The organism is Okeania sp. SIO2F4, assembly GCF_010672385.1.
Classification (GTDB): Bacteria; Cyanobacteriota; Cyanobacteriia; order Cyanobacteriales; family Microcoleaceae; genus Trichodesmium.
On record NZ_JAAHGT010000788.1, the window covers coordinates 1 to 4676 of the forward strand.

At 34.2% G+C, this 4676-nt stretch carries 2 protein-coding genes and 1 pseudogene; all 3 read right to left on the reverse strand.

Annotation, left to right across the window (positions count from 1 at the left end; all coding sequences use genetic code 11):
* Window positions 1–1519: 1519 nt before the first annotated feature.
* A complete protein-coding gene (gene ruvX, locus F6K22_RS32715; protein ID WP_293107925.1) occupies window positions 1520–1981 on the reverse strand; it encodes a Holliday junction resolvase RuvX in 462 nt (153 codons plus the stop codon).
* 59 nt (window positions 1982–2040) lie between these two features.
* On the reverse strand, window positions 2041–3330 hold the full coding sequence (locus F6K22_RS32720; protein WP_293107928.1) for a GNAT family N-acetyltransferase: 1290 nt from the start codon (window positions 3328–3330) through the stop codon (window positions 2041–2043).
* A gap of 1191 nt (window positions 3331–4521) precedes the next feature.
* Window positions 4522–4676: pseudogene (locus tag F6K22_RS32725) on the reverse strand (F420-0:Gamma-glutamyl ligase); the annotation flags it as partial.

Consider the following 4676-nt stretch of genomic DNA (forward strand, 5'->3'; position numbering starts at 1 on the left):
TTTAATAGTACGTCTGAAGATAATTTAAATAATTAATAATTAATAATTAACAATTAATAATTACCTCTTCTGATAACGGATAGGATTGGCTAAAAGGATTTTTTTTCTCTTGGTCGATTGGATAGGGAATTTAAATAATTAATAATTAATAATTACCTCTTCTGATAACGGATAGGATTGGCTAAAAGGATTTTTTTTTCTCTTGGTCGATTGGATATAGTTAGGTAACCAATCTATTCTATCCTAGGGAATGATCTGCAAACTACCGATTTTTCTCCATGAATCGAGAGGTTTTATACCTTAATTTTTCTGGTAACGGAGTGAAAAGTTTGCGGATAATTCGGTAGGATAGCAATCCCAATGCTTTTCACAATTTTAGATTTCGTTATATTGTTAGGTTTATTTGTGCCTACTTACTTATCAATATTTATCTGGAAATAATTATTCGTTAAAAATCATCAAAATCTTGGCAAAGCCATTTCATTGAGCTGTATTAATTTCATAAATTTATCTTGATTATTGCAATTACATCAAACCTCAAATAGTTGAATTGATTGAAATATTTTTATGTCAATAATCATCAAGATAAACCTGAATAAATAATATTTTTAATCTTTCCTATAAATGAATTCGAGAAATCAGTAGTCAGATATCAGTTTTTTCCTTTTTCTCTGTCTTGTCTAGTTTTTATACCAACTACCATGCATTAATGCTAGACTTTACCGAATAATTAACAATTATTAATTATTAATTAAATAATTCAGCTTACTCTGCCTCCCCTTTCAAGGGGAAAAGCGGTCGTTTGCGGAGCAGTCCGTTAGGATGGGATGGCGAGGTTTCCGTTCCCTCCGGGACGCTTCGCGAACGCTTGCCTCCAATCGACCAAGAGAGAAGAAATAATGTTTCCTTATACTCAATTCCCGAGTGGTTTTAACCTTCTTGTAATTATCAATTATAAATTATCCATTATCCATTAATGAAGATACTTCAATTATTAAATAATTAACACAGGCGCATGGAACCTTTTTGATAATTGTTAGCCAGGAGCGTATTAATTATTCTTATGTTTACTTCTCTGGACGGAGGTTGTATGAAACGTCCCTACCAATTACTCTACTCTAGATACGGGTAGAAAAATTTTTGATAAATGATATTAGGGGTTGTTGACTGTAATGGATAAACATCAAAATAGCTAACTAATCAAGTTTAAAAAAACAAGTATTTAACTAGAAGTAAAATTTTTCAAAAACCTCCTAATTCTACTTTCAGTATAGTTGGCTCCAGGCTTTTCATCAAGATAAATTTGAACCCCGATCTACATTATACAAATTATCAAAAAGTAATGATATGGTTGAATAAGCTATAAGGGTCTATCCTAATACCAAATTTTCATCTCAACATACTTTCCATTTCCAACCTCTTAGTGTCTTTTATACTGACTAATGACTCCAAAGATATGTAGCAAAACCTTTGATATTTGGTATTTTATCTTGATAAAATGAGTATTTACTAAGTCTAACTATATTGAGTTATTAACGGGTAAATTAACTATCTTTTCTCTACGTTCGTCCAGCCATTGCTGCAAAATTAAAGCAGCAGCCTTTCTATCAATTAAACCCTTATTTTGAGAAGGAGAAATATTAGCAGCCTTAAGCATTTCCTCAGCTTGAATTGAAGTCAAACGTTCATCAACATATTCTATTGGTAATTCCAGAGCTTGTGACAACCTTTGAGCATATTTTTGTACTTCCTTAGCTTGGAAACCTATAGAACCATTCATCGAATAGGGCAAACCAACCACAAGAACTTGTACTTGACGGTCCTCAACAATAGTTTGCAATTGAGCTATATCTTGCTGAAAGGAGGTGCGCTTGATAGTAGTAATACCAGTAGCAATTAAACCCGTACCATCACATCCTGCGACCCCCATACGTTTTCTACCTACATCCAAACCTAGTGCTGAAATTCGAGATTGAGCCATTGGCAATTAGAGCTAATTTATCTATTAATAATTCAATTTAATTACAGAATAAAAATTCCTCACTTTGAGATTTTTCCATCATCATCATCTCCATTTTTTGAATTAGGAGGTATAAATTTCGACACAGAATTTACTTGTTCATTTTGTCCTTCTCCATAATGCTTATCATTAGTATTTTGTTGGGAATTAAGATTAATTTCATGTTTCTTTTCCATCATTTTTAACCAAGAACTACGGCTTGGAACAGGCTTTCTAGCTGGTTGTAGACTTTGCAGAACTTCTGAAAGTTGGAGTTCAGAAATGACTGATCTAGACTCTCGAACTTTATGCCAAACAGAACGAGACATCAACAAAGTATGTTCAATTTGTTTAGCTTTTATCTGTTCCAAATATGCTTCACGTTCAGGTTGATAATCAGCAGAAGCAAGTTGCAAAGATTGATTAGGAAAATCTTGAGCCAACATTGCCATTTGTGATAATAATTCTGGGTATAACCAAGTATAAGCTGGATGTACAGTTAACTCAGCTATGTGTGGTTGTGTACCATCACGGCATAATTGTACTTGGAAGTAACCTATTGCTGCTTTGCGTTGAGATTCAAACACATACCCACTAACCAGCTCAGTATGATTAAACCATTGCCTAACTCCTTCAATCAAACCACTAAAAAAGCTAGTTTGGAAATCCTGGACATGGCGGTCAAATACTTGGCGTACCAGAGGTGGCATCGATGCTGTATCTAATTGATAGAGCAACTGAGCATCAGCATTACTAACAGGTAGTAAGTTTGGTAAATTTGGCTGATTTTGGGCTAACTCTTCTAATTGTTCGGGAGTAATTGTCCAGTAAGTGATGTGAGCCAATGGCTGAAAACCATTTTGGCGATACAGTGCCATTGTATCTTTATCATTCACATTAACTTGCAACAACCATGTCCGTGCTTCCCAAATTTTTTCAAAGCAGTGTCGAAGTAGTTGAGAACCTATTCCTCTAGTATTTCCTGCTTCTTCGATAAATATTCTTTCTACCCGCCAACTGCTGCGAGTGCGATTGGTTGGAGAAACTTGGATTGCCCCTTTGAGTTGTCCATCTACTTCTGCAACATAGGAAGTTAACAAATATTTGCAGGGATTAGGGAAAAGGCTCAACAACTTGATGGGCCAGTACCAACGATTAATTTCTGCCAATTTCTCGCTAAGGTGAATGGGAGAAAGATTAAAAGTAACATCTCGGTGGTTGTGTTGAGCCTCTGGAGTTTCCCAGCATAGCTTTTTGATAGCTTCTAGGTCGCGGTACTCTAGAGGACGGATGACCACCTGGTTTTGCTTTTGGTGGATGAAAGGTTTCATGATTTTGTGTTATTGGTTTTGGGATGCTTGGGTCAAAGTAAGTTTTGAATTTTGTGGGCCTGGAAATTTGGCTAGATAAATTTATTGGTCATCCAAATTATTCGGAATAACCAGGGTGAAGTTCTCTGATGGTTAACTGCAAGGGGTATAACCTTAGCTCTGTCAAGTTCACAGTTTGAGTTTCCTGGTTCTTATCTTAATGTCGAACCCGACCCAGGTAGACAGGATCAGACCTACCTTGTTTAATGTTTTATTTAAAATATTTAGGCTCTTCTAGGGTAGCTATGATAAATGACTACACTTAGGAACTCCATAAACCTTGCTATGTAAGGATTATCGTTATACAAAAAAGCAATTAGAAAAAAAATTCCTTTTTATTTGGTTAGATTCTCTGCTCTTTAAGGGTTTAAGGTCTTTTAAACTACTAAGAAGCTATAACCAGTCTAGGAGAGGCAATATTTATTGCTGCATTTTCATCTCTGTCTATTACCAAACTACATTAATTTAAGAGAAAAATTAGTTCTAACTGACAGAGTTTTAGGTACTTTATGACCAAAGTTACTACAATTATAACATCTATTATCAAGGCTCTCTTTTACCAGATGATAACTGGGTTTTACTCATACTATTTCAAGTTTTTTTATAAATGCGTCTCAACCCACATCATAAATTTATTTTGATAGTTTAGTATTTATTGGCTTACCTATAATATTTAATTCCTGAACTACAATCAAATCAAATTTACTGACTAATGTATGAGTAGTAATACAAGTTATTTTTTTCCCTTTGTCTGGGATGATTTTGATTTAATAGCTATTCTCTGAATATTACTTATGCCAGTTCTGAGAGCAATTTTTTTTCTAGATACTTTCCTTTAGTTTTCTAGCTAATAAGAATCTAGCTGTACAATAAAATTGTGAAACAGGAAAAGTTTCATTAGTCTCAGTAGTTAAGAACTCTTTGATATCTGCATTAATATTAACCGTGTTTTTAATATTTTCTATAGGCATTAGACTAATAACTAAACTTATCCTCTAAACTCAAACCGATTAAATTAAACTTAAAGTTACAATCAGAAGAAAGGAGTTTTTTGTTCGCTGTTTTCCTATCCCATTAAATCAAAGATTACAACGGGAGAGAAAAACAACTATTGTTTTTAATGGAGTCTCAAATTGTCATCAACTTTCTGTCTTATGATGAGAATGGCCTAATCAGAACTAGAGGGGTTTGCTCATCAGCATTTCCTGCGGGATTACTTCTCAAAGCTTCCTCTAGTAGGGGGTAAGATACATTAGAGGTTGCTGCTAATATTTTAACTGCTTTTAAGTCGTTAACGTCTACTATTG

Excerpts from the sequence above, each read along its gene's own strand:
- F6K22_RS32720 (WP_293107928.1), bottom strand. The coding sequence starts at position 3,330 with ATGAAACCTTTCATCCACCAAAAGCAAAACCAGGTGGTCATCCGTCCT.
- ruvX (WP_293107925.1), bottom strand. The coding sequence starts at position 1,981 with ATGGCTCAATCTCGAATTTCAGCACTAGGTTTGGATGTAGGTAGAAAA.